Genomic DNA, 25,242 nt, shown 5'->3' on the forward strand with positions numbered 1-25,242 from the left:
AGGAAACCCTAGAGCGAGAGCCGTCGTCGCCAGCAGCGCCGCCGCCCTCGTCAGTGATCGGGCTTATAGACCCGCCACCATTCGCACGTCAACAGGGGTCGGCGAAAAAAATGACAGTTTTCTGACAAAGCCCCGAAACACAGGACTTCGCGGGCCGCGAATACATTCGCCTGACGATCTCGGCACCTGTGGATAACCGATTTCGCCCTTAGTTCTTCACAATCCACCGGTCTAAGCGAGATTGACGCGTCGTTGGAATGTTTCGCTCTCGCGAGCGCGTCAGCTGACTCACAGTGCAGCGATTTGACTTCGAAGCGCGGAAGATGCACATCTTCGCGCAACGTATCGATGGAAGAATACGGCAAACGCAATCGGGGACATCCAGTCTGGCATGATCAATGACAGGAAGATGCTGCGGTCGCTCGGCGATCAACCGCCGATCCTTGCGGATGGACGCCGCGCGCCCGATCGGCGCGAGATTTCCCTGCGCTGGCTTTCGGGTACGTTCCTCACCGGCATCACGTCCAGTCTCCTGATGGGTGTCGCGCTGTTTGCAGCCCTCGACGGCCGACAGCAATTGGCAATTCCGGCCGAGGCCTTCGCCTCGCTTGACCCTTCGGGGATCATCGCGGCCAAGCGAGGAAGCCGCATTCTCTCACCCAACGTCGTCGCCAAGCCGGCGGACAAGACGGTCTTGGAAGTCTCGACGATGATCCATGACGGAGAGCGAGAGGTCGTGCGCCGTCAGCCCTTCGTGCACGTGAAAATGGCGCTTGCGGCCAACCACCAGACTTCGGAAAACTATCCCACCTTCGATCCGCTGGCGATTTTTTCCACCGATGAGGGAGAGGCTGAACCGACCGCGGTCAGGACCGGCACCATTTATGGATCGGACGTCGAATCCGAGGTGGCGCTGAAGACCGTCAATTTTCCGCTGAATGGGTCGGGCTTGACTTTCGGACCTTCGATGTCGCTCGACGAAGTGGAGGAGAATGTCCGCACCAATGGTTCGGTGCTCACAGAGGGCAGTACCCAACTCGCTTCTCTCTTTTATGTTGATCCGCAGCGTTTTGCCTCCGACGACGGCAACCTCGACCTGCTGCAGGGCCTGACGGCCCGCATCGTCGAGGAGAACATGAGCGTCTCGACCTACGAGAACATCACCGAGCAGAGCACCGAATATGCCGACGACGTCATCCCTGTGCGACGCGACATGGCGATCGCGGCGGTGATGGAGAGTGCAGGGTACGCCAAGGCGCAGGCCGAGGATGCTGCCGGCTACATCGAAGAGGCTCTCGGCGCCAAGGAGCTTGCGGCTGGGGATGTGCTGCGCATCGGCATCATCCAGAAGGGCGAGGAGGCGCAGATCGTCCGTGCGACCATCTACTCCGGTAACCGGCACGTTCTGACGATGGCGGTCAACGACGGCGGAAGCTTCATCCCCGGTACGGAGCCACCAAAGCTCGATGCGGTCGCATCCGCCTTCGACGACACCGGGGCGCCGACTGTCACCAGCGGACACGATCTGCCGCGCGTCTATGATGGAATCTACCGAGCCGCCCTCTCCTACGGCATGAACAGCGAAATGATCGCATTGATCATCAAGCTGCTCGCCAGCAATGTCGATTTCCAGGCACAGCTAAAGCCGACGGATTCGCTCGAGGCCTTCTTCTCCGTCACCGACGAAAGCGGCCAGGCGACGGAGGAGTCCGAACTTCTCTATGTCAACGCAAAGTTCGGAGACGCGGAAACCCGGTTCTATCGCTTCCAGGACCCGGATGACCATTCGATCGATTATTTCGACAAGGACGGCAAGAGCATCCGCCAGTTTCTGTTGCGCAATCCCGTCCCGAATGGCCACTTCCGTTCCGGTTTCGGCATGCGTCGCCATCCGATCCTCGGATTCTCTCGCATGCACACCGGCGTCGACTGGGCGGCCCCGCGCGGAACGCCGATCATTGCTGCGGGCAACGGGGTCGTGGAGAAAGCCGGCTGGGATTCGGGCGGGTACGGCAACCAGACGCTGATCCGCCACGCCAATGGCTACGTGTCCTCCTATAATCACCAGAGCGCGATCGCCAAGAGCATCAAGCCGGGCGCCAAGGTCGTGCAGGGCCAGGTGATCGGCTGGGTCGGCACGACAGGGCTTTCGACGGGCCCGCACCTCCACTACGAATTGATCGTCAACGACAACAAGGTGGATCCGCTGCGCATCCGCCTTCCAGGGGGAAAATCCCTTTCAGGCGAAGCGCTCGCAAAATTCGAAAAGGAGCGGCAGCGGATCGACGAGCTCCTCGGCAAGGACGACGTCAGCGAAGTGGCGAGCAAATAGCTACGCAGCGCGAGCATGTGCAAAGGCCGCCCATTGGGCGGCCTTTGCATATCTTGGAGCCTGGACGTTGAGGCGTTAAGCCGCTTCCTTTGCCGTGGCCGTGCCGCGGTTGAAGTTCAGCCGATCGGAACCGGCGACGATCTTGATCCCCGAACCGTCCGGGAACTCGCCCTGCAGCATCTTTTCCGCGAGCGGATCCTGGACATATTTCTGGATCGCTCGCTTCAGAGGACGCGCGCCATACGCTGGATCGTACCCTTTTTCGGCGAGGAAGTTCCGCGCCTCGTCCTCAAGCTCGATCGTGATCTTGCGCTCGGCAAGCAGCTTGCGCAGCCTCTCCAGCTGGATGTCGACGATCGCGCCCATCTGCTCGCGCCGCAGCCTATGGAAGAGAATGATCTCGTCCACACGGTTCAGGAACTCGGGCCGGAAAGCCGCCCTGACGACCTCCATCACCTGCTCGCGGACGACGTCGCTGTCCTGGTCTTCACCAAGCCCCGTCAGATATTCCGCGCCGAGGTTCGAGGTCATGATGATCATCGTGTTCTTGAAATCGACGGTGCGGCCCTGGCCATCGGTCAGTCGGCCGTCGTCGAGCACTTGCAGGAGCACGTTGAACACATCGGGATGCGCCTTCTCGATCTCGTCGAACAGCACCACCTGATAAGGTCTGCGGCGGACGGATTCGGTAAGCGCCCCACCCTCCTCGTAACCGACATAGCCGGGCGGCGCGCCGATCAGCCGGGCGACCGAGTGCTTCTCCATGTATTCCGACATGTCGATCCGCATCAGAGCGGTTTCGTCGTCGAACAGGAAGCGGGCAAGCGCTTTGGTGAGCTCCGTCTTGCCGACGCCGGTCGGACCGAGGAAGATGAAGGATCCGATCGGCCGGTTCGGATCCTGGAGCCCGGCGCGCGAGCGGCGAACCGCCCGCGAAACGGCCTGGACCGCGTCGCCCTGACCGACCACCCATTTCGCCAGCTCGTCCTCCATCCGGAGCAGCTTCTCGCGTTCGCCTTCCAGCATCTTGTCAACTGGAATGCCGGTCCAACGCGACACAACATGGGCGATGTGGTCGGGGGTCACGACTTCCTGCACCATGGCATCGACGTCCGATCCGTCGTGGCTCTCCGCGTCGGCGAGTTCCTTCTCTAGCTTCGGGATGACGCCGTAGGCAAGCTCGCCCGCCCGCTGGAACTCGCCCTTGCGCTGGGCAATCTGGAGCTCGTTGCGCGCCTCGTCGAGCTCTTTCTTAAGGTCGGCGGCCCGCCCGAGCTTCTGCTTCTCGGCCTGCCACCGCGCCGTGAGGGCCGCCGCCTGCTCCTCGAGCGCCGCAAGGTCGAGCTCAAGCTTGGCCAGGCGGTCCTTGGAGGAGGCATCCGTCTCCTTCTTCAAGGCTTCACGCTCGATCTTCAACTGGATCACGCGCCGGTCGAGCTCGTCGAGCTCTTCGGGCTTGGAATCCACTTGCATGCGAAGGCGCGAGGCGGCTTCGTCCATCAGGTCAATCGCCTTGTCGGGCAGGAACCGGTCCGTAATGTAGCGGTTGGAAAGCGTCGCGGCCGCAACGAGCGCCGAATCGGAGATCCGTACCTTATGATGCTGCTCGTACTTCTCCTTGAGCCCGCGCAGAATCGAGATCGAATCCTCGACCGTCGGTTCATCGATGAACACCGGCTGGAACCGCCGAGCCAGGGCAGCGTCCTTCTCGACGTGCTTGCGGTACTCATCGAGCGTCGTGGCACCGACGCAGTGCAGCTCGCCGCGCGCCAGCGCCGGCTTCAGGAGGTTAGACGCGTCCATCGCTCCGTCGGCTTTACCAGCGCCGACCAGCGTGTGCATCTCGTCGATGAAGAGGATGATCTCACCCTCCTCCGAGCGTACCTCATTGAGCACGGCCTTCAGCCGCTCCTCGAACTCGCCGCGGAACTTCGCGCCGGCAATCAGGGCACCCATGTCGAGCGCCATCAGCCGCTTGTCCTTCAAGCTCTCCGGTACGTCACCGTTGACGATCCTGAGCGACAAGCCCTCGGCAATCGCCGTCTTGCCCACGCCCGGCTCGCCGATCAGCACCGGGTTGTTCTTCGTCCGACGCGAGAGCACCTGGATCGTCCGGCGGATTTCATCGTCGCGGCCGATCACCGGATCGAGTTTTCCCTCGCGCGCCTCCGCCGTCAGATCACGTGCATATTTCTTCAGGGAATCGAAGCCCTGCTCGGCATTGGCGCTATCCGCAGTCCGGCCCTTCCGGATCTCGTTGATCACCTGGTTGAGCGTCTGTGGCGTGACACCTGCCTTCGAGAGGATCGAAGCGGAAGCGGCTGAACTTTCAATCGCCAGTGCCAGAAGCAGGCGCTCGACCGTCACGAAACTATCGCCGGCCTTCTTCGCCGCTTCTTCTGCCGCCGTGAACACTTTCGCGAGCGGCTGCGAGAGATAGACGGAGCCGCTGCCGCCGGTCACCTTCGGGAGCTTGGCCAATGCCTGCGCGGTGCCCGTCCTTGCTTCGCGCGCATCGCCGCCGGCGCGTTCAATGAGTGAAGCCGCCATGCCTTGCTCATCATCGAGCAAGACCTTCAGAACGTGCTCCGGCGTGAACTGCTGGTGCCCCTCGGCCAGCGCAAAGGTCTGCGCCGATTGCAGGAAACCGCGGACACGTTCGGAATATTTCTCGATATTCATACTTACCTCCATAGCCCGGCAAGCCCGTCGCGGCGCTGGCCGGTGTTTCAGGATCAGGCTCCCGAATTCGGCAAGCCTCTCAGTAGCGTCCTAATCCCGCCTTGCGCGGGATCAACTCTTCAGCCGCAATATGGTGCCGGATTTTTTGAAATTAAAGAGCGGCGTGTAGTCGCCGCGATGGCGGAGACCCAAAACACAAAAGCCCGGCCGAGAGGCCGGGCTTGCAATGATCACGAAAACTTGCCGCTTATTCCGATGCCGCCAGAGCAGGCGCATCGGTTGCTGGCGGGGTTTCGCCACCGCCTGCTTCCTCCGAAGACTTTTGGCGCGGCTGGCGGCGCGGACGCGATGCGCTGCGACGGCGCGAAGAAGCCCGTCCAGACGAATTTGACGGCGTTTCCTCTTCCAAGGCCACTTCCGCCGGCACGCCTTCGATCACCGGCTGCGGTCCGGAACCGTCAATGACCGGCTGCGGCTCACTGACAGGCGCCGCTGCCGCAGGTGCCGGTGCCGGCTCGATATATTCCTGATCCAGGTCGTCCTGATCGCGATCGATCAGATCGCGGTCCTGATCCTGACGCTCATCCCGCTGGAAGCGGTCCTGCATCTGGGCCTGCGCTGCAGCGATGATGCGATTGTAGTGCTCGGCGTGCTGCAGATAGTTTTCCGCCATGACACGGTCGCCAGCACTCTGGGCATCGCGCGCCAGTGCCGAGTATTTTTCGGCAATATGCTGGGCAGTACCGCGAATCTTCACATCCGGGCCGGAACTGTCGTAAGTCCGCGTCAACGGATTGGAGCCCTTGCGGTTGTTGTTTCCGTTATTGTTGTTCCGCCCACGGCCGCGCTTGTTTTGCTGTCCTGGCCTCATAGTTCATTCACCTGAATTTTCTTTGTACTGATGATCATGTGGTTCCGCATTCCGGCCGGACGTGCCCGCACCAGAGAAAACACGCGCCACGGCAGACCGCCTGTTTGCGATCCCGGCGCCGGCTGACGTCAAATTAACAGGTACCCGCACAAGGCACTGTCGAACCCTAGCAACTCTTTCTTGAGAGCAATCCCCGTGGCCAGGTCATACTGGAACGAATCTCTGGTCCATGACCCTCTGCCCAGTGCGCGGGCAGAACCTAGCCCGCTTCCTTGGGGATTCCAAGCCCTTTCTTTGCTCTTCGAGAAAAGAGAGGCCCTGGTGCAGCATTTTTTCAACGGTTGATGATACGATCAACGTCCCGCTCGAATACCAGAACCCGGTCGTTGCCGCCAAGATCCGTCGCGCTCTGAAGCACACGAAAACCTTCCGCTTCGAAAAGCGCCGCAACCGCCTGCTTCTGGTCAAAACCGATTTCCAAGCCTATCACGCCGTCCCTTTCAAGATGGCGGCCAGCGTCACGCGCAATGGCACGGTAGGCGTCGAGCCCGTCATTTCCGCCATCAAGTGCGGCGGCCGGATCGTAAAGTCTCACTTCCGGCTCAAGCTCATCAACGATATTGGACCGGATATACGGCGGATTTGAGACGATGACGTCGAACCGTCCCTCCACGGCGCCAAACCAATTGCTTCTGCGGGTTTCGAAGCGTTCGGCGAGGCCGTTCCTATCGGCATTTTCACGCGCCGTCGCCAGAGCGTCCTCCGATATATCGGTACCGAGTCCGCGGGCGTCAAGTACCGAGGCGAGAAGCGCGAGGCAGATTGCGCCGGTGCCGGTGCCGAGATCGATGATGCGGCACCCGCCCTTATGGGCGGCAATCTGCCGCACATAAGGAATGAGGCTATCGACCAGCGTCTCAGTATCGGGCCGCGGCTCCAGAGTTTCCTTCGAGAGCTTGAGCGCCAATCCGAAGAACTCGCGTTCACCAAGGATGCGATTGACCGGCTCGCGCGTGGCGCGGCGCGCGACCGCGGCACGAATGCGCGCGGCGTCTGCCTCGCTTACCGCCTCCCCTCCCCGAGTCACCAATTCCGCCAGGGACAGGCCGAGCAGACCCGAAACGAGGTGCCGGGCATCAAGCGCCGCGCCGTCGATCCCGACGGCCTTCAACCGGTCACGGCTTTCTGCGAGCAGCCTGTCGAGCGTATCGCTCATCTCGATCAATTCTGCCGCTCGCCGAGCAGCGCGAGTTGGCTTGCCTGATAATCCGCAAGGAGCGCATCCACGACCTCGTCCATTTCGCCTTCCATCATCCGGTCGAGCTTGTAGAGCGTGAGATTGATGCGGTGGTCGGTAACGCGCCCCTGCGGAAAATTATAGGTGCGGATGCGTTCCGAGCGGTCCCCGGACCCCACCTGGCTCTTGCGATCGGCAGAGCGCTCGTTTTCGGCGCGCTGGCGCTCCATGTCGTAAAGCCGAGAACGCAGGACCTGCATCGCCTTTGCGCGATTCTGGTGCTGCGACTTTTCCGAACTGGTGACGACAATGCCGGTTGGCAGATGGGTGATACGTACGGCCGAGTCGGTGGTATTGACGTGCTGGCCGCCGGCGCCGGAAGAACGCATCGTGTCTATGCGGATATCCTCCGGCCGGACGTCGATGTCGATGTCCTCGGCTTCCGGAAGCACGGCGACGGTGGACGCCGAGGTATGGATGCGGCCGCTCGCCTCCGTCTCGGGCACGCGCTGCACCCGATGAACGCCGGACTCGAACTTCAGCCGCGAGAACACGCCGCGACCCGAAACGGTCGCAATGATTTCCTTGTAGCCTCCGGCCTCACCCTCGCTCGCCGATAGCACCTCGACGCGCCAGCCTTTGCTTGCGGCATAGCGCTCGTACATTCGGAAGAGGTCGCCCGCGAAGAGCGCTGCCTCGGAACCGCCGGTGCCGGCACGGATTTCGAGAATTGCGCTCTTCTCGTCGGCCGCATCCTTCGGAAGCAGCAGGATTTGTATTTCCTGCTCGAGCGCCTCGATCCTTTCCTCCAGATCGGGCCGCTCCATTTCTGCAAGATCGCGCATCTCCCTGTCCGTCGACCGATCTTCAAGGAGGGCTCCGATATCGGCGAGTTCGCCCTGCGCCTTCTGGTAAGCGCGTATCTTCGTCACAACCGGCTGCAGCTCGGAATATTCAGATGCGAGCTTCACATAGACGTCGGCCGACGGACCGGCTGACATGCGGGCCTCGATTTCCCCGAACCGCCGTTCGAGTTCGCGCATCTTTTCAACGGGAAGCTTCGCCAAGTCTTACCTACCAAATCCAATTCAAAGCGTCCGCCCCCGCCCGAACCAATCGGACGAGAGCAATGATGCTCATAATCAATCTATACCGGTATGCCGTTTTCCGCCGCGAAGTCGACGAGGAGCTGCCGAACCGGCGCCTCGGACTCGCGATCGTCGAGCGCGCCTTCGAGGACTTGGCTGAGCTTGCTCGCGTCGAGCGCAAGCAGCATCGCCTTCACCGGACCCACGGCCGTAGGCGCCATCGAGACGGAGCGGAACCCAAGTCCCAAAAGCGCCATGGCCGAGAGCGGCTTGCTCGCCATTTCGCCGCAGAGCGTCACCGACGTGTCATTACGCTCGGCGGCGCGCACGATCTCGCGAAGGATTCTCAAGAACGGCCGGCCGAGCGTGTCGAACCGATCCGAAACCCGGGCATTGCCCCGATCGACCGCCATCGCGAACTGAAAGAGATCGTTGGAGCCGACCGAGACGAAGTCCACTTCGGCCATCAGCTCGTCGAGCTGCCAAAGCAGCGCCGGAACCTCGAGCATTGCCCCGAACTGCAGCTTGCGCGGCAATTGCTCACCGATCTTCGATTGGCGCTCGATCTCCTTCTGTAGAAGCTGGCGTGCCGCCTTGAGCTCAGCAACCTCCGTCACCATCGGCAGCATCAGCTTCAGCTCGCTACCGGCTGCGGCACGCAGCATTGCCCGAAATTGGGTGCGAAGAAGCCCCGGACGATCGAGTGAAAGCCGGATGGCGCGCCATCCGAGCGCCGGATTTTCCTCCTCAGCGGCACGGAAATAAGGAACGACCTTGTCGCCGCCAATGTCGAGCGTGCGGAAGGTCACGGGCTTGCCGCCCGTCTGCATAAGGACGCTGCGGTAGAATGCCTCCTGCTCCTCCGCCTTCGGCATGGTCGAGGCGATCATGAATTGCAGCTCGGTGCGGAAGAGACCGATGCCCTCGGCGCCCGCCTCGTTCAGATGCGGCAGGTCGACGAGCAGTCCGGCATTCATCATCAGGGTGATGCGCTTGCCGTCCTTCGTCAGCGGCTCGACATCCTTGAGTGCCCGGAACTGGGCCTGACGACGGGCGCGGAAGCGCACCTTCTCCTCGTAAGACCGCTGTAGATCGTATACCGGGCGCAGGTGCACCTTGGCGTCGTCACCATCGACGATGACCGCGTCGCGATTTTCGGCAAGCGCCACGGCGCCCGCCGCCTGTCCGACGACCGGAATGCCCATGGCACGCGCGACAATTACCACATGGCTCGTGACGGCGCCTTCTTCAAGTACCAGGCCGCGCACGTTCTCGCGCGGATAGTCGAGCAGTTCGGCCGCACCCATGGCACGCGCGACGATGATTGCGTCGTTCGGGAAATCAGCCGCAGAAAGCTTGGCGCCATAGCCCGAAAGCTGGCGCAGGAGCCGGTTGGCGAGATCGTCGAAATCATGCATCCGCTCGCGCAGGTATGGATCGGTCAGGCGCATCATCCGAGCCTTGGTCTCGCTCTGCACCCGCTCGACCGCCGCTTCCGCGGTCAGCCCGTTGCGGATCGCCTCCTCGAGCTTTCTCACCCAGCCGCGATCATGAGCGAACATGCGATACGTTTCGAGCACTGCCCGGTGCTCGCCCTCCATCGACACGTCGCGCCGCGACAGCATGTCGTCGATCGAGATCCGCAGGGAGCCGAGCGCCTCTGCAAGGCGCTGCAACTCGTGCTCCGTGTCCTCGTTGAGCAAATTGGTGACGACGATCCTCGGCTCATGCAGCACCACGTAGCCAAGGCCGATGCCCTCGCCATAGCTGTTACCGTCGATCGTCACGGGACGTGATAGGTCGAGTTCGAGCCCGGGCTTGGTGATCTTCTTGAGCTCGCCGGTTGCCACCATCTCGGCCAGCACCATGGCGGTCGTCTCGAGTGCCTCGACCTCGTCTTCGCGATAGGTGCGCTGAGCCTTGTTCTGCACGACGAGAACGCCGAGCGCCCGTCCCGTGCGCAGGATCGGCACGCCCAGAAACGAGTGGTAGATTTCTTCCCCTGTCTCCGGAAGATAGGTGAAGGCGGGATGCGATTGAGCATCGGAAAGATTGAGCGGCCGTGCCGAAGCGGCGATCGTGCCGACGAGACCCTGGCCCATCTTCAGTTGCGCCAAATGCACCGCAGTCTTGTTTAGACCCTCGGTCGCGTAAAGCTCGAGCACGCCATCCGAGCGCAGCACGTAGACGGAGCACACTTCCGCGACCATGTTCTGCGCGATCTGGCGCACGATCCGGTCAAGGCGCTCCTGCGGCTCGAGCGGTTCCGCCATGAGCTCGCGCAACCGCTTGAGGAGAACGCGCGGACCCGCGGAAAGGTCTCTCATCGCGTGGGGTCTCCCGAATAACAATCAACGTCGGCACATGGCAGGATATCGTGTCCGCTCCCGGTCGCGAATCCCAAATCGAATGCCTGCTGTTTAACTCTTATCCAGACCGTAAGCGGAATGCAAAGTGCGAACGGCCAATTCGGCATAAGGTCCGTCGATCAGGATGGATATCTTGATTTCGGAGGTGGTGATCGCTTTGATGTTGATGCCCTTCTCGGCAAGCGCACGGAAGGCGGAGGCGGCAACACCTGCATGGCTGCGCATGCCGATGCCAATGACCGAAACCTTGACGAGGCCGGCCTCGGACTGGACGACGTCGTAGCCGATCTTTTCCTTGTTCTCGGAGAGCACCGCCAGCGCCTTGTTGACGTCTCCGGAGGGCACGGTGAAGGTCATATCCGTCTTGGACCCGTCTTCCGAAATGTTCTGGACGATCATGTCGACGTTGATATGCGCTTCCGCGAGCGGGCCGAAGATCGCGGCGGAAACGCCCGGCCGGTCGGCGAGGCGGCGCAGCGAGATCTGGGCTTCATCCTTGGCATAGGCAATGCCGGTTACGACTTCCTGTTCCACGATCTCATCCTCATCACAAATCAGCGTTCCGGGCGGGTTCAGAAGGTCACCCATGCCCGGCGCATCGGGATCCTCGAAAGACGAGCGCACGAAGGTGCGAACCTTATGCACCATGGCAAGCTCGACCGAGCGCACCTGCAGCACCTTCGCGCCAAGCGAGGCCATCTCCAGCATTTCCTCGAAGGCGATCTTCTTCAACCGCCGCGCCTTGGGCTCGATGCGCGGGTCTGTCGTATAGACGCCATCGACGTCGGTATAAATGTCGCAGCGGTCAGCCTTGACAGCAGCCGCAATCGCGACGGCGGAGGTGTCCGAGCCGCCGCGGCCGAGCGTTGCCACGCGATTATCGGGCCCGATCCCCTGGAAGCCGGCAACGACCGCCACCTGACCTTCACCCATCCGCCGGATTATCTCGGTGCCGTCGATATCGAGGATGCGGGCGGCGCCATGGGCATTATCCGTGCGTATCGGGATCTGCCACCCCTGCCAGGAGCGGGCATTGATCCCCATGGACTGCAGCGCGATCGCAAGCAGCCCGGAGGTCACCTGCTCGCCCGAGGCGACAACGGCATCGTATTCGCGCGCATCGTAGAACGGGGCGTTCGACCCGGCTACCTTCGGCATATTGTCGACCCAGCCGACGAGTTCGTTGGTCTTGCCGGACATCGCCGAGACGACGATCGCGACCTCGTGGCCGGCTTCAACTTCGCGTTTCACATGGCGGGCGACATTGTGGATGCGATCCAAATCTGCGACGGATGTCCCGCCGAATTTCATCACGATGCGTGCCATTTCGCCTCTACCGTACCAACAAGTTTGCCCACGCGAACGCGCGTCAGAAAAGCGTCCCTCGTGGGCCCTGGCGCTCGAAGAGCTTTTAAACAGACGTCTTGGACATCGGCCAGTCCCGCTTCGGGAGCGGAAAGTCGCGGCGTCTCTTAGCGGATCAGGGAACGGGGTGCAATGGCCGTCAGACGGGAGGTCGCGCGATCACGCAAGCAACGTCGCAACCCTCGACCGCCCGCGTGAGGGTCGCCTCGACGGTCCAACCGTTACGGCAGGCGGCCGCTCCGAGAACTTGCGCAATGTCGGCCGCTCCATGAGACGGTTCGTCGTGGATGAGGAACAGGCGACCTGAGGGCGACAGATGCCGCGCCAGGCGCGCAAGTTCACGTGCGGGATCGCCGCGGGCAAAGACGCCAACGCGCATGGCGAAAGCCTTGTCGAAGCGGGCGCTGCCAAGTTCGGCGCAGGCGAATTCGGCAAGCTGGAGTTCGAGGCGCCCGGCAGCAAGATGGCCGGAGTTGCGCCGTTTGGCAGCTTCGATCATCGCCGCGGAACGGTCGATCGCCACCATGCGGCCGCCAACGAGGCGATCGCAGATCTGGGAGACGGAGACGCCATGGCCGCAGCCGATCTCCAAAATCCTTTCGCAAGGCTCGGGCGAAAGCAGTTCCACGGCCCAGCCGATCCGCTCATTCCCCATCGCCACCCCATGTCGCTCGTTCCGCAGGCGGAGCGTGCCGGATAGCACAAACCGCCGGTACGGCCAACCCATACCGATACAATAATAAAACCACTTGCATAATTGAACCAGCACTGCCATTCTGCCCAGCAACGTCGATGGAACTCAAACGGCGGGAGGAAAATCATGCGCAAAGTCATCATGTGGGACATGGTCAGCGTCGACGGCTTCTTTGAAGCTCCGGATCATGACATCGGCTGGTTCGTCTTCGAGGACGAGCTCGCCGCCTATATTGGCGAGACTCAGCTTCAAACCGGTACGCTTCTCTTCGGTCGTGTGACCTATGAGCTGATGGCCGCCTATTGGCCGTCGGCCGAGGGAGACATCGCAACCTTCATGAACGGCGTCGAGAAATTCGTCTTCTCCAGGACACTTCAAAGCGCCGACTGGAACAATACGACGCTCGTCTCCGGCGATGCCGTCGCCGAGGTAGAGCGCCTCAAGCGGCTCGATGGCGGCACCATTTTCATCTTTGGGAGCGCGAACTTCGCGGCGACGCTTACCGCCAGAGGGCTGGTCGACGAATACCGCCTCGGCATCAATCCGGTGCTGCTCGGCAAGGGCACCCCGCTCTTCCAGGGCATCCCCAAGCGCACGAAGCTGAGGCTCACCCATGTCCGCCCCCTGAAATCAGGCGTCACCATCGTGCACTATCAGCCCACCGACGCCTGACCACGACACAAGTGCACTCTTGACATCGCCTGTCGATCGTCCGACTTCACGATCGGAACCACGAAGCCCGGGCAAGCCCGGATCTTAAACCAGGCGAGGAGGCTCCCGATGAGCGAGACGGCACGCACCACCATCGACCAGAGCGAGGTGGATCGCTTTTCGGCCATGGCCGCCGAATGGTGGAACCCGACCGGCAAGTTCCGCCCGCTGCACAAGTTCAATCCGGTACGCCTTGCCTATATCCGCGACAAAGTCTGCGAACATCTCGGCCGCGATCCCAAGAGACCTCAACCGCTTGAAGGCCTGCGGCTGCTCGACATCGGTTGTGGTGGCGGGCTGCTCTCCGAGCCGATGGCGCGGATGGGCGCCGACGTGCTCGGGGCCGACGCTTCGGAACGGAATATCGGCATCGCGAGGACACACGCGGCGGGAAGCGGCGTTATCGTCGACTACCGTGCGGTGACCGCCGAAGCGCTTGCCGAAGCCGGCGAGAGTTTTGATGTCATCCTCAACATGGAAGTGGTCGAGCATGTCGCCGATGTCGACCTCTTCGTCACCACCTGCGCCCACATGGTACGGCCCGGCGGTTTGATGTTCGTTGCCACCATCAATCGCACTGTGAAGGCCGCGGCACTTGCGATCTTCGCCGCCGAAAACCTGCTGCGCTGGCTGCCCCGCGGCACACATCAATATGACAAGCTGGTGCGCCCGGAGGAATTGGAGAAGCCGCTTCAGGCGAGCGGCATGGAGATCACCGACCGTACCGGCGTATTCTTCAATCCGCTTTCCAATCAGTGGAACCTGTCGAGGGACATGGACGTCAACTATATGATCGTCGCCAGGCGGCCAATTTAAGCGGGAACTCCTCCGTCCGACCGCGTTCCATCACCCTCTGCGCGCCGCTCCGCGGCCATAGGCGGGCACTCGCTTGACGCGGGCGCCAAGCCCTTGGGCGGGATTGAGAAAGGTTTTGAAATTCTTTGAAGCGCCTCAGTTCGTATCATCGGGAAGCGCAGGCAGCGGCGCGATCTCGATACCTTCTTCCAAAAGCGCGATCGCCTCTTCCGCGCTCGCCTTGCCGATCAGGCCGCGCTGGCCGGCCTCGCCATAATGGATCTTGCGCGCTTCCTCCGGGAAGCGCTCGCCAACATCCTCGGCGTTTTCACGGATGGTTTTCACCATCTCGCGGAGTTTTGCAATCGTTTCCTTCTGCGCCTGATCCATGACCAGAGCCTGCCGCGCTTCTTTCTTGCGCCCAGTCGAGACCGCCGGTGCCATCAATTGCTTGCTGACGGTACTGGAGGTACAGGTGGGACAGGTGATCAGGTGGCGTTCGGACTGCCGTTCAAAGTCATCGCTCGAGGAGAACCAGCCTTCGAAGGCGTGGCCATTGTCACAAATGAGATTGTAGTGGATCAAGCTGCAACGCCTCCTTTCCCAGCCGGGACCACTTGTTCCAGTACGAAATCGCGCGCGTTCTTGAGGTTCGGAATCCGTCCTCGCGCGGCATGTGCCGCCGCCACATCGATCTCGGCCATGATAACGGCCTCGCCGGCCGGACCCGCTTGAGCCAATACACGGCCCCAGGGATCGATGATCATGGAGTGGCCAAATGTCTCACGTCCGTCTTCATGCGCGCCCGCCTGCGCGGCGGCGACGACGAACAGCCCATTCTCGATCGCCCGCGCGCGCAGCAGGATCTCCCAATGCGCCTCGCCCGTCTGGCGGGTGAAAGCCGCCGGCAACGACATGATCTCTGCTCCGGCGATGGCCTGCCGGCGAAAGAGCTCCGGAAAGCGCACGTCATAGCAAATCGCAAAGCCGAGCTTGCCGAAGGGGAGGTCGACCATGCGGGCCGTGGATCCGGGCCGATAGGCGGCGCTTTCACGCCAACTCTCGCCATTAGCGAGATCCACGTCGAACATGTGGATCTTGTCGTAATCGCAGATCTTCTTGCCGTCCGGCCCGAAGAGAAATCCGCGATTGGCAATCTTGCCGTCCGAGAGACCTATCGGCGTCGAGCCGATGTGAAGATAGATATCGAGCTCGCCGGCGAGCCGTGCCGCCTCGCGGACGACGAGGTCGCTCGCCTCGTCTTTCAAAACGGCGCGAAGCCCTTCGCGATCGCGCTGGATGGCGCCGGTCATTTCGGGCGTCTGGATGTAGACGGCACCCTGCGACGCAGCCTCGCTCACCAGGCTCGCCATCGTCTCCACATTCCTGGCGGGATCGATGCCCGAGCACATCTGAATGGCGGCAGCCTTGAAGGTCATTGCTATTTCTCCGGATGAGAAGGACGGGCCGAAGCGATCTGACCACCTTCTCCATTCATTTTCCTGGCGCGCCCGACGCATTTCGAAGTGTCAAGCGGCCAGCAGCTCGTCGAGCCTGCCCGCGCGGTCAAGCGCATGCAAATCGTCGCAACCGCCGACGGGGACATCGTTGATGAAAATTTGCGGAAACGTCCTGCGACCGTTGGACTTCTCGATCATCGTCTGGCGCAATGCCGGATCGTAAGTGGCATCATGCTCCACAAAGGGGACGCCCTTGCTTTCGAGAAGCTTCTTTGCCCTGGTGCAATAGCCGCAGAACTGACGCGTATAAATGACGACCGAAGCCATGATCTCGAACTGCTCCTTCCATCCCGGCAATATGCCGGACACCGCCGCCGCATGCCTCCCGGATCGCCGTTGGAGAGGAAATCATGCAGAGATTCAAAGTGCTACAGCGATCGCCCGAAGGCGACCACGTTTCAGTCATATAGGACCGGACATTGCTCTTGCAAAGGTCAAAACGGTGACCTCACCCACCCCTGCCCGCTTCAGCGCGCGCGCCGCGGCCGAAACGGTGGCGCCGGTCGTATAAACGTCGTCGACGAGCACGACGGCTTTGCCCGCCAGACTTGCCCCCACGCGTCGCGGGACGGCGAAGGCGCCGCGGACATTTTCCTCGCGTGCCCTGACGCCGAGGCCGACCTGCCGTCTCGTGCGTTTGAGGCGTCGAAGCGTTTCCGGCCGATAGGGTTTTTCTGCCGCCACAGCGATCGCCCGCGCCAGTTCCGCCGCTTGGTTGAATCCCCGCCGCCAGAGGCGAAAGGCATGCAGCGGCACCGGCACGATCATGTCGGCCGATGTGACGGCGCCATCGCTGGCACGGATCATCCATTCGGCCATCATTGGCGCCAGATCGGTGCGGTCGCGATATTTCAGGCCATGGACCAGATCGCGCGCGATGCCCTCGTGCAGGGCGACCGAGCGAAGCCTGTCGAAGATCGGTGGGTCGGCGAGCGCTTCGGGCGAAATGGCACCCTCCCCCGGGTCGAAGGAAAAGGGAGAGCCGAGCACCTCGCAATAAGGCCGCTCAATCAAGGGCAGTTTCGCCCAGCAGGAAGGGCAGACGGCATGCGCGTCACCGGTCAACCGGCCGCAGCCGCGGCAGACCGGGGGGAAGACGACATTGACCACAGCCGCGCCAAGTCGGCTGAAGAATACCGCTCCGCGCGTCCTCCAATTTTCAGATTCCATGAGGTTGACTTTGTCCCCGGCTGGGTTTCTCTCAAATCCGAGATCCGGAGAGAGTATCGTGGAAATTATCTTTGACCAGAGCCTCGTCGAGGTGAACCGTCGGCGGGCCCTTCGCCGCGGAGACCCGAGCGCGACCTTCCTGCTTGACATCGTGGCGCGGGAACTCGCCGAGCGCGTCAGCGTCGTGGAACGGCATTTCGGCAGGGCGATGGAATTGCACGGCTACACCGGTGCTGCCGCCCGGCTTTTGACCGAGACCGGGAAGGTTGACCAGATCGAGCGGGTGGAAACCGATCGCACCTTTGGGACAAGCAAGATGCCGGTGACGGTTGCTCCCCTCGAACGCATTCCCGCCGAGCCGGATTCGCTCAATCTGCTGATTTCGCCGCTTTCACTGCATTTGACGAATGACACGCCCGGCATGTTCGTCCAGGCGCGCCGCGTATTGAAGCCGGATGGCCTCTTCCTTGCGGCGATCCCAGGTCACGGCACGCTGCAAGAGCTTCGCGAAGCCCTGCTCGTCGCCGAAGCCGAGCTGACCGGCGGGGCAAGCCCCAGGGTAATTCCCTTTGCCGACGTTCGCGACATCGGAGCGCTTCTGCAGCGGGCGGGTTTTGCACTGCCCGTGGCCGACGCCGAGACCTACACGGTCCGCTACGATTCGCTCTTCGGGCTCATGAAGGATTTGAGAGCCATGGGCATGACCAATCCGCTCGCTGCCCGCAGCCGAATACCGGTGTCCAGGCGCTTCTTCATGCAGGCGGCGGAGATCTATGGCGACCGCTTTGCCGACCCGGACGGGCGGGTCCGCGCGACTTTTTCGGTCATATATGCGTCGGGATGGGCACCGCACGAAAGTCAGCAGAAGCCGCTGAGGCCAGGATCGGCGCAACGGAGGCTGTCGGATGCCCTTGGCGTGAGGGAGCATTCGGTAAAGAATTCGGAAAAAGGCTCCTGATCGCCACTTCAGGCGTTTTCGATCGTTTCCGCAATGAAGGTGAGGACCTCCTCCAGCTCGCCTGCAAACGCCTGCAGGCCGAGCAGGAGGCCGACGGAGATCAATGCCGCGATGAGGCCGTATTCCACAGCGGTGGCGCCATCGCGCCTATGAACGAAATATCTAAGCTTCCGCATGCGTCCTCCACGAGCCTTGACGGCTTCGCCATTGCATTGGTCCTGGAGCTGCGCGGAATTTGCCGCTCAGATCAACATCCGCTCCTCGTGCCATCGGCATCGATGATGCACACGGCGCCAGGCATTTCCTGAAGAACGCTACGGCGCACGGTATAGCGCTTACCGGTGCCGGAGGGAATCGAGCCGGTGGAAATGTTATCGTAGTCGACCGGCCGGTTAGCGAGCATCCGCTTGTCTGTCTTGGATGACAGCATCGGCGTCAGGACCAGCGTGAGCGCGATAACCGCCGTCCCGAACAGCAGGGCAAGATTGAGCACACCTGTCCGACGGGACTGGCTCGTCACCAGATCCTTGTCCTGAACTGTCCTCCAGAAATCCTCGTCCACCATTCCAGCCTCACGAAACTCATTGAAGAGCAGCGGTGAAACACCCTTCCCAGCTTCAACCTGACCACGCCGGCCGACACGGGCGCCAACGGCACGGCGCCGAATCCGATTGGGACGACTTTGCCTCACGGGTGATAAATGTTCGATTAATAAGACCTCGAAATTCGGGGGAATTGAATTCAGGAGACGGAACTCCTCGCAACCGGATCAATGGCGCGCCTCGGAGCCGAGATCGGCACTGTTTAGGTCAAAGCAGATCCATCAGGAACGGGATCAGCGGCTCGTCGGCGGGAGGCATCGGGTAGTCGCGCAGAGCCTTGGGGCGAACCCATTTTATCGCCTGCCCCTCACGCCCTTCTGCAATGCCTTCATAACGGCGGCAGATGTAGAGCGGCATCAACAGGTGGAAGCTATCATAGCTATGACTCGCGAAGGTCAAAGGCGCGAGGCACGCGACCTTGGTGCGGATCCCCAGTTCCTCATCGAGCTCTCGGATCAAAGTCTCCTCGGGCGTCTCGCCGGCCTCCACCTTGCCGCCAGGAAACTCCCAAAGCCCGGAAAGCGGCTTTCCTTGGGGCCGCTGCGCCAGCAGAATACGCCCATCGGAATCGATCAGCGCGCAAGCCGCGACGAGCACGACCTTCTTATCCTTGATTTCCATGTCCTACACCCCTCGGCGCGCGATAGAGGTAACGATAGACCTCGGCGAAACCGGCCTTGCGATAAAGCTCGATTGCCGCCTCATTGGCTGCCTCGACCTGGAGCCAAGCCTTCTTCGCCCCGCGAAGGCGCGCCCAGCGCAGCGATGTGCCAAGCAGCGCATTTCCAATGCCCTGGCGGCGCACCGGTGCAGCGATCGCGAACTGCATGATGCCGGCGAGGTCGTTGTCATGGACGACGAGCGAAACCGCGGTCGGACCGATCTCGCGGTCTTCGAAAAGGAAAAGCCCGCTTTCGGGTTTTATCGCGCTTATGATGTCCACCAGCGCCTGATTGCTCCCCGGATCCTCCTTGCCTATCCGGATGCGCGCATCGGCAAAACGCCTGACGTCCTTGATTGGCAAATGATCGATCCCTTCGCCGAAGTCCCGCTCTGCGAGATCGAGCGCCAGCACGAGGCTGTGCCCGAAGACGGTCCAGCCTTCGGCGTCCATATGGGCAATCATCTGCGGCGGCGTTAGCGGCGTCTGGCGAACCGTCAGCGAGCGACCGTGCTCTGCGAAGCGCTGCGAAGCCTTTTGAAGCCGGATGGCTATGTCGCGGTAGTCCGAGGGGTCGAGCGGATTGACCGAGTTCAGTCGTTTCGAGGGATGACCGGCGGTCAGCCGTATCAGCCAGCTGCCATCATAATGCACCGTGTTCGCCGGCCATGCGCGGAAGCCGACCGCTTCCAGGCGCCGCACGCTCGCAAGGTCGACCACAGCTTCGGCCGTCGGGTGGTCGCCTGACTGTCTGTCTTTCCACGTCATGTCCTTGTGCCCCGATGCAGCGCCGGGTCAACTTCTGTAATCGCCATTGATCTCCACATATTCCTTGGTTAGATCGCAGGTATAGACGGTGGCGCGGCCCGAGCCGAGGCCGATCTCGACACGGACCGGAATGGTCTCGCCCTTCATCACCGCGCTTGCCGCCGCTTCCGAATAAGCAGGATCGCGCTCGCCCCCTACGGCAACCCGCACGTCGCCAAACCAGATCGCCAGCCGGTCGCGCTCGGCCATCTCTCCGGATTTGCCAACGGCCATGACGACGCGGCCCCAGTTCGCGTCCTCGCCGGCGACCGCCGTCTTGACGAGCGGCGAATTGGCGATCGAAAGCGCAATGCGCTTGGCTGCCGCGTCGTTCTCGGCACCTTCGACCGTCACTTCCACCATCTTGCGCGCGCCCTCGCCATCGCGCACCACCTGCAGCGCCAGGTCTCGCAGAAGGTCATTGAGCGCGACGCGGAAGAATTGAAGCCGCGGGTCTGCAGCGTCTTCGACCCGTGCCTGCCCGTCCTTTGCGGCCGCACCAGTTGCAAACAGCATCAGTGTGTCGGAGGTGGAGGTGTCGCTGTCGACGGTCACGGAATTGAAGCTCGGGCCGACTCCTGCCGAAAGCAACGCCTGAAGGGCGGCCGGGGCAATATCGGCGTCGGTCACCACGAAGGAGAGCATGGTCGCCATGTCCGGCGCAATCATGCCGGCTCCCTTGGCGATCCCGTTGATCGTGACCTGGACGCCGTTGATCTCTGCACTTCGGGTCGCGACCTTCGGGTAGGTGTCGGTGGTCATGATCGCTTTGGCCGCCTCGAACCAGAAGTCCTCCCTGGCCGATCTGGCAAGCTCATCGAGCACGCCAGCAAATTTGCTCGCGTCCAGCGGCTCGCCGATGACACCCGTCGATGCCAGAAAGACCTCGCTCTCGCTGCAGCCAGTGGCCGCGGCCGCGGATTTCGCGGTGAGCTCGGTCGCCTCCTTGCCCTTCTTGCCAGTAAACGCATTGGCGTTGCCGGAATTGACGACCACGGCACGCGCAAACCCGCCGGGCAGGTTTTTCCGGCAGAAATCGACCGGCGCGGAAGGGCATTTCGATCGCGTGAAGACGCCGGCGACAGCCGCCGGCTGATCGAAGATCATCATCAGCACGTCCGTGCGATTCTTATATTTGATGCCCGCGGCCGCGGTCGCCATGCGCACTCCGCGTACCGCCGGCATCTCGGCGAAGGTTTTCGGAGCGAGCGGAGAAACGGAACCGGACATTGGACGAACCTGCTTTTGAGCCTTTGAAGGGTGCGGGAAATGCCCGAACGGCATTCAGCCGCCGGGCATTTGTTCTGGTCATGGGCCGGGCGCCAGCAAAGTCAGGCGCGGAAGCTCACCGGGCTTCCCGCGCTGCGTTGGCCGCGTCATAGGCTTTTTTCAGCTCCGGATCGGAGATCTCGACCTCGGTCGTCTTTTTCGCCGAAGCCAGGAGAGCAAGGTATTTGTCGCGCATGACGAGCTGGCGAACCTGCGGCTCGACCTCCTCGAGCTTCGGCGGTGCCTGCGGCCGCTTATCCTCGACGAGGATGACGTGATAGCCGAACTGCGTCTTCACCGGCTCCTTGGTATAGGCGCCCTTCTCGAGCGCGAAAGCGGCCGCCTCGAATTCCGGCACCATCCGACCCTTGGTGAAATAGCCGAGATCGCCGCCGTCGTCCTTGTTCGGATCGGTGGACTTGGCCTTGGCGAGTTCGACGAAGCTCTTGCCCGCTTCAAGCTCCTTGATGATCGCCTTCGCTTCCTCTTCGGTCTTCACTAGGATATGGCGCGCCTTCACCTCCTCCTGGGGCGGGATCGCAGCGATTTCCTTGTCATAGCGCGCCTTCACCTCTTCCTTCGTGACTGCGTCGACGACATGCTTCTTGAAAAAGGCGTTGTGAAGCTCGCGCTCGGTGATGAAGGCGACGCGCTGCTTGAAGGTCTCATCGTTCTGGAGCCCTTCCTTCTCGGCGTCCTTGACCAGGAGCTTGACGTCGATGACGGAGGAAAGCGCCGCTGCACGCTTCTGCTCTTCCGGCATGCGCTGAAGCTGCGGATCGAGACTGCTGATGGCAAGGTCAAGCTCCGATTGGCGGACTTCCTGATCGCCGACTTTCGCGATGACCGGATCGGTGTCTTGGGCGAGGGCGGCGCCGCTTGCCGCCACCAGCGCGACAAGTGCCGCAGCCGCCAGGCTCTTGTATCTGGACATTTCTCTAACCTTTCACGATTGACCGTCAGCGCGATTGCCTCGGACCGCAAGGGGCTGCACAACACCAGAATGTGGCAGTTCTGCAGCCGCCTGGCCGTGCAAGTGCGTTGACATAATCCGACCCCCCTCTTATCTGTCACGCAACCTCGCGTCCAGAACAGTTTTCCGGGCGTTTCACGGCATTCCGCGGTTTTTCAGGCCCCGACCTGAACCTCCGAACCTTGAAACCCCCATGCGACAAATAAGGAAAGGACCATTCGAATGGTCAGTCTCGGCGGCCTTGCCCGCAAGTTGTTCGGCTCTGCCAACGATCGCCGCGTCCGCGGCTACCAGGGTCGGGTGGATGCCATCAACGCCCTCGAAGCCGGAATGCAAGCCCTGAGCGACGAAGCGCTGGCCGCAAAGACGGTCGAGTTTCGCCGTGAGCTTTCCGAAGGCAAGACCCTCGACGACATCCTCGTTCCGGCCTTTGCGGTCGTTCGCGAGGCGGCGCGCCGCGTGCTCGGCCTGCGGCCCTTCGATGTCCAGCTCATCGGCGGCATGATCCTGCACGAGCGCGCCATCTCGGAAATGAAGACCGGCGAAGGCAAGACGCTTGTGGCCACTCTTCCGGTCTATCTGAACGCGCTTGCCGGCAAGGGCGTGCACGTCGTCACCGTCAACGACTATCTCGCCCAGCGCGATGCCGGCATGATGGGCCGCATCTACGGCTTTCTCGGCTTGACGACGGGCGTCATCATCCATGGCCTCACCGACGAACAACGTCGCGACGCCTATGCCTGCGACGTCACCTACGCCACAAACAACGAGCTCGGCTTCGACTATCTGCGCGACAACATGAAATACGAGCGCTCGCAGATGGTGCAACGCGGTCACTTCTTCGCGATTGTCGATGAGGTCGACTCGATCCTCGTGGACGAAGCACGCACGCCGCTCATCATCTCCGGTCCGCTCGACGACCGCTCGGACCTCTACAACACGATCAACGACTTCATCCCTCTGCTCGCTCCGGAAGACTACGAGATCGACGAAAAGCAGCGCTCGGCCAATTTCTCTGAGCAAGGCACCGAGAAGCTCGAGAACCTGCTGCGCCAGGCGGGTCTCCTGAAGGGCGAGTCGCTCTATGACATCGAGAACGTCGCGATCGTCCATCACGTCAACAATGCGCTGAAGGCCCACAAGCTCTTCACGCGCGACAAGGACTACATCGTACGCAACGGCGAGGTCGTCATTATCGACGAATTCACCGGCCGTATGATGCCGGGCCGCCGCTATTCCGAAGGCCAGCATCAGGCGCTCGAAGCCAAGGAAAAGGTGCAGATCCAGCCGGAAAACCAGACCCTTGCCTCGATCACCTTCCAGAACTACTTCCGCATGTACGAGAAGCTTGCGGGCATGACCGGCACCGCTGCGACGGAGGCGGAGGAATTCGGCAACATTTACGGCCTTGAAGTGCTCGAAGTGCCGACCAACCTGCCGATCAAGCGCACCGACGAGGACGACGAGGTCTACCGCACGGCCGGCGAGAAGTACAAGGCGATCATCGACGAAATCAAGGCGGCGCACGAGCGCGGCCAGCCGATGCTGGTCGGTACCACCTCGATCGAGAAATCGGAACTGCTCGCGGATATGCTGAAGAAGAGCGGCTTCTCCAAGTTCCAGGTGCTGAACGCCCGTTATCACGAGCAGGAAGCCTATATCGTGGCGCAGGCGGGTGTGCCTGGTGCCATCACGATCGCCACCAATATGGCCGGCCGCGGTACCGACATCCAGCTCGGTGGCAATCCGGACATGCGCATCCAGCAGGAGCTGGCCGAGATTGAGCCGGGTCCGGAGCGCGAGGCGCGCGAAAGGGCGATCCGCGAAGAGGTCCAGAAGCTCAAGGAGAAGGCACTCGCCGCCGGGGGCCTTTACGTTCTCGCGACCGAGCGGCATGAAAGCCGCCGCATCGATAACCAGCTACGCGGCCGCTCGGGCCGCCAGGGGGATCCCGGCCGCTCGAAATTCTTCCTGTCCCTGCAGGACGACCTGATGCGCATCTTCGGCTCCGACCGCATGGACGGCATGCTGCAGAAACTCGGCCTCAAGGAAGGTGAGGCGATCGTCCATCCCTGGATCAACAAGGCGCTTGAACGCGCCCAGAAGAAGGTCGAGGCTCGCAACTTCGACATCCGCAAGAATCTCCTGAAATATGACGACGTGCTCAACGACCAGCGCAAGGTCATCTTCGAGCAACGCCTCGAGCTGATGGACGCCGCCGATGTCGGCGAGACCGTGGCCGACATGCGCAACGAGGTCATCGAGGACGTCGTCTCCAAGCGCATCCCGGAGCGGGCCTATGCCGAACAGTGGGACATGGAAGGGCTCAAGGCGGACGTCCAGCAATATCTGAACCTCGATCTTCCCGTCGTAGAATGGGCCGCGGAAGAAGGCATCGCCGAGGACGATATCCTCGAGCGCATAACCGCCGCCGTCGACAAGGCCGCCGCCGAACGGGCGGAACGCTTCGGTCCGGACATCATGCAATATGTCGAACGCTCGGTTGTTCTGCAGACGCTCGATCACCTCTGGCGCGAGCACATCGTCAATCTCGACCATCTCCGCTCGGTGATCGGGTTCCGCGGCTACGCCCAGCGAGACCCTCTGCAGGAATATAAGTCCGAGGCTTTCGAGCTGTTCCAGGCCCTGCTCGTCAATCTCCGCCAGGCCGTGACGGCGCAGCTGATGCGCGTCGAGCTGGTGCGGGAAACTCCGCAAGAGCCGCAGCCGCTGCCGCCGATGGAAGCCCATCACATCGACCCGCTCACCGGCGAGGACGACTTCGCCCAGGCCGCCCTGCTTGAAACCGCCGCGGAGAACCGCAACCCGGCCGACCCGTCGAGCTGGGGCAAGGTGGCTCGCAATGAGCCCTGCCCCTGCGGTTCGGGCAAGAAGTACAAGCATTGCCACGGCGCATACGTGGCCTAGAGCACGAAGCTTCCAAGGTCGGATCGACCTGGAAGCTTGAGCCGTACGATTCTACGACATGTCTCCTTTGCTGTGAGACGCAAGGGGCGACATTGCACTTCTACCCTTGCCTCCCCAGACCCGAACGCGGTCAGAGTTTCGGCATGCCCCGCATCCGCCGCTGAACACTTTGTTAACGCTGATCTGGCAAGATGAGCCCCTGTATTGCGT

22 protein-coding genes are annotated in these 25,242 nt (G+C 61.9%); 5 read left to right on the forward strand and 17 right to left on the reverse strand.

Annotated elements, in window-relative coordinates:
- The first annotated feature begins 391 nt into the window (after nucleotides 1-391).
- Nucleotides 392-2,332, forward strand: a complete 1,941-nt coding sequence (locus J2Z31_RS17910; RefSeq protein ID WP_209603012.1) for a M23 family metallopeptidase — start codon at nucleotides 392-394, stop codon at nucleotides 2,330-2,332.
- A gap of 75 nt (nucleotides 2,333-2,407) precedes the next feature.
- Here J2Z31_RS17910 and clpB read toward each other — a convergent pair whose 3' ends face one another.
- The 7 genes from clpB to J2Z31_RS17945 form a co-directional block, all read right to left on the reverse strand.
- Nucleotides 2,408-5,014 carry an ATP-dependent chaperone ClpB gene (clpB, locus tag J2Z31_RS17915; RefSeq protein WP_209603014.1) on the reverse strand — a complete coding sequence of 869 codons (2,607 nt, stop codon included), beginning with the start codon at nucleotides 5,012-5,014 and terminating at the stop codon, nucleotides 2,408-2,410.
- Between the two features lie 247 nt (nucleotides 5,015-5,261).
- On the reverse strand, nucleotides 5,262-5,885 hold the full coding sequence (locus J2Z31_RS17920; RefSeq protein WP_209603016.1) for a DUF4167 domain-containing protein: 624 nt from the start codon (nucleotides 5,883-5,885) through the stop codon (nucleotides 5,262-5,264).
- Nucleotides 5,886-6,219: 334 nt separating this feature from the next.
- Entirely contained in the window at nucleotides 6,220-7,101 is an 882-nt protein-coding gene (gene prmC, locus J2Z31_RS17925; protein WP_209603019.1) for a peptide chain release factor N(5)-glutamine methyltransferase, read from the reverse strand.
- Between the two features lie 5 nt (nucleotides 7,102-7,106).
- Nucleotides 7,107-8,189 (reverse strand): peptide chain release factor 1, encoded by a 1,083-nt coding sequence (prfA, locus tag J2Z31_RS17930; RefSeq protein WP_209603023.1) that lies wholly within the window; start codon nucleotides 8,187-8,189, stop codon nucleotides 7,107-7,109.
- Nucleotides 8,190-8,269: 80 nt separating this feature from the next.
- A complete protein-coding gene (ptsP, locus tag J2Z31_RS17935) occupies nucleotides 8,270-10,537 on the reverse strand; it encodes a phosphoenolpyruvate--protein phosphotransferase (RefSeq protein WP_209603024.1) in 2,268 nt (755 codons plus the stop codon).
- A 93-nt stretch (nucleotides 10,538-10,630) separates the two neighbouring features.
- Entirely contained in the window at nucleotides 10,631-11,905 is a 1,275-nt protein-coding gene (locus J2Z31_RS17940; RefSeq protein WP_209603026.1) for an aspartate kinase, read from the reverse strand.
- Nucleotides 11,906-12,083: 178 nt separating this feature from the next.
- Entirely contained in the window at nucleotides 12,084-12,599 is a 516-nt protein-coding gene (locus J2Z31_RS17945) for a class I SAM-dependent methyltransferase (protein ID WP_234939528.1), read from the reverse strand.
- Between the two features lie 165 nt (nucleotides 12,600-12,764).
- On the opposite strand from J2Z31_RS17945, the gene J2Z31_RS17950 reads away from it, so the two are divergent.
- Both J2Z31_RS17950 and ubiG read left to right on the forward strand, forming a co-directional pair.
- Nucleotides 12,765-13,310, forward strand: coding sequence for a dihydrofolate reductase family protein (locus J2Z31_RS17950; protein WP_209603029.1), 546 nt, complete (start codon nucleotides 12,765-12,767; stop codon nucleotides 13,308-13,310).
- A 108-nt stretch (nucleotides 13,311-13,418) separates the two neighbouring features.
- Nucleotides 13,419-14,165: a bifunctional 2-polyprenyl-6-hydroxyphenol methylase/3-demethylubiquinol 3-O-methyltransferase UbiG gene (gene ubiG, locus J2Z31_RS17955; RefSeq protein ID WP_209603031.1), complete on the forward strand. Its 747-nt coding sequence runs from the start codon at nucleotides 13,419-13,421 to the stop codon at nucleotides 14,163-14,165.
- Between the two features lie 135 nt (nucleotides 14,166-14,300).
- Here the strand turns inward: ubiG and J2Z31_RS17960 are convergent, their stop codons facing one another.
- From J2Z31_RS17960 to J2Z31_RS17975, 4 genes are all read right to left on the reverse strand, one after another.
- Complete coding sequence (locus tag J2Z31_RS17960) at nucleotides 14,301-14,729, reverse strand: DUF1178 family protein (protein ID WP_209603032.1); 429 nt, start codon at nucleotides 14,727-14,729, stop codon at nucleotides 14,301-14,303.
- Nucleotides 14,726-15,583: a carbon-nitrogen hydrolase family protein gene (locus J2Z31_RS17965; RefSeq protein ID WP_209603033.1), complete on the reverse strand. Its 858-nt coding sequence runs from the start codon at nucleotides 15,581-15,583 to the stop codon at nucleotides 14,726-14,728. Before J2Z31_RS17965 ends, J2Z31_RS17960 begins: the two co-directional genes overlap by 4 nt.
- 90 nt (nucleotides 15,584-15,673) lie before the next feature.
- On the reverse strand, nucleotides 15,674-15,931 hold the full coding sequence (gene grxC, locus J2Z31_RS17970; protein WP_209603724.1) for a glutaredoxin 3: 258 nt from the start codon (nucleotides 15,929-15,931) through the stop codon (nucleotides 15,674-15,676).
- 135 nt (nucleotides 15,932-16,066) lie between these two features.
- Nucleotides 16,067-16,834, reverse strand: coding sequence for a ComF family protein (locus J2Z31_RS17975; RefSeq protein ID WP_209603036.1), 768 nt, complete (start codon nucleotides 16,832-16,834; stop codon nucleotides 16,067-16,069).
- Between the two features lie 58 nt (nucleotides 16,835-16,892).
- On the opposite strand from J2Z31_RS17975, the gene J2Z31_RS17980 reads away from it, so the two are divergent.
- The gene (locus J2Z31_RS17980; RefSeq protein ID WP_209603038.1) at nucleotides 16,893-17,792 is read left to right on the forward strand and encodes a methyltransferase domain-containing protein; all 900 of its coding nucleotides are present in this window, start codon (nucleotides 16,893-16,895) and stop codon (nucleotides 17,790-17,792) included.
- 8 nt (nucleotides 17,793-17,800) lie between these two features.
- Here J2Z31_RS17980 and J2Z31_RS17985 read toward each other — a convergent pair whose 3' ends face one another.
- The 6 genes from J2Z31_RS17985 to J2Z31_RS18010 form a co-directional block, all read right to left on the reverse strand.
- Nucleotides 17,801-17,968 carry a Flp family type IVb pilin gene (locus tag J2Z31_RS17985; RefSeq protein WP_209603040.1) on the reverse strand — a complete coding sequence of 56 codons (168 nt, stop codon included), beginning with the start codon at nucleotides 17,966-17,968 and terminating at the stop codon, nucleotides 17,801-17,803.
- A 71-nt stretch (nucleotides 17,969-18,039) separates the two neighbouring features.
- A complete protein-coding gene (locus tag J2Z31_RS17990; protein ID WP_209603041.1) occupies nucleotides 18,040-18,357 on the reverse strand; it encodes a hypothetical protein in 318 nt (105 codons plus the stop codon).
- 244 nt (nucleotides 18,358-18,601) lie between these two features.
- Nucleotides 18,602-19,015 carry a (deoxy)nucleoside triphosphate pyrophosphohydrolase gene (locus J2Z31_RS17995; RefSeq protein ID WP_209603043.1) on the reverse strand — a complete coding sequence of 138 codons (414 nt, stop codon included), beginning with the start codon at nucleotides 19,013-19,015 and terminating at the stop codon, nucleotides 18,602-18,604.
- A complete protein-coding gene (locus J2Z31_RS18000; protein ID WP_209603045.1) occupies nucleotides 18,999-19,823 on the reverse strand; it encodes a GNAT family N-acetyltransferase in 825 nt (274 codons plus the stop codon). The genes J2Z31_RS17995 and J2Z31_RS18000 overlap by 17 nt, the downstream gene beginning before the upstream one ends.
- 27 nt (nucleotides 19,824-19,850) lie before the next feature.
- Entirely contained in the window at nucleotides 19,851-21,092 is a 1,242-nt protein-coding gene (gene argJ, locus J2Z31_RS18005; protein ID WP_209603047.1) for a bifunctional glutamate N-acetyltransferase/amino-acid acetyltransferase ArgJ, read from the reverse strand.
- A gap of 115 nt (nucleotides 21,093-21,207) precedes the next feature.
- Nucleotides 21,208-22,065, reverse strand: coding sequence for a peptidylprolyl isomerase (locus J2Z31_RS18010; RefSeq protein WP_209603049.1), 858 nt, complete (start codon nucleotides 22,063-22,065; stop codon nucleotides 21,208-21,210).
- 261 nt (nucleotides 22,066-22,326) lie between these two features.
- On the opposite strand from J2Z31_RS18010, the gene secA reads away from it, so the two are divergent.
- Nucleotides 22,327-25,032, forward strand: coding sequence for a preprotein translocase subunit SecA (secA, locus tag J2Z31_RS18015; protein WP_209603052.1), 2,706 nt, complete (start codon nucleotides 22,327-22,329; stop codon nucleotides 25,030-25,032).
- Nucleotides 25,033-25,242: the final 210 nt, after the last annotated feature.

It is taken from the genome of Sinorhizobium kostiense (genome assembly GCF_017874595.1).
GTDB classification, from domain to species: domain Bacteria; phylum Pseudomonadota; class Alphaproteobacteria; order Rhizobiales; family Rhizobiaceae; genus Sinorhizobium; species Sinorhizobium kostiense.